Below are 270 nucleotides of genomic sequence, written 5' to 3'. Positions count from 1 at the left end.
ACCTTAGGCTTTCGGCGTGAGGGTTTCTCACCCTCATTTTCGCTACTCGTGTCAACATAAGCTCTTGTGGAACCTCCAGCACTCCTTTCGGTGTACCTTCTCAGGCGGCCACAATGTTCTCCTACCAATCAGATAAATCTGATTCCGTAGCTTCGGTACTATGCTTAGCCCCGTTAAATTTTCGGCGCGGTATCATTAGACCAGTGAGCTATTACGCTTTCTTTAAAGGGTTGCTGCTTCTAAGCCAACCTCCTGGTTGTATAAACAATT

The 270-nt window shown here is 46.7% G+C and carries 1 rRNA gene; it reads right to left on the bottom strand.

Annotated features, from left to right (window positions below):
- Nucleotides 1-270, bottom strand: a 23S ribosomal RNA gene (locus tag FCL48_RS24780); the annotation flags it as partial.

Origin of the sequence: Desulforhopalus sp. IMCC35007 (genome assembly GCF_005116575.1) — a bacterium.
Taxonomy (GTDB): domain Bacteria; phylum Desulfobacterota; class Desulfobulbia; order Desulfobulbales; family Desulfocapsaceae; genus Desulforhopalus_A.
This window is presented reverse-complemented; position numbering and strand designations above follow the sequence as displayed.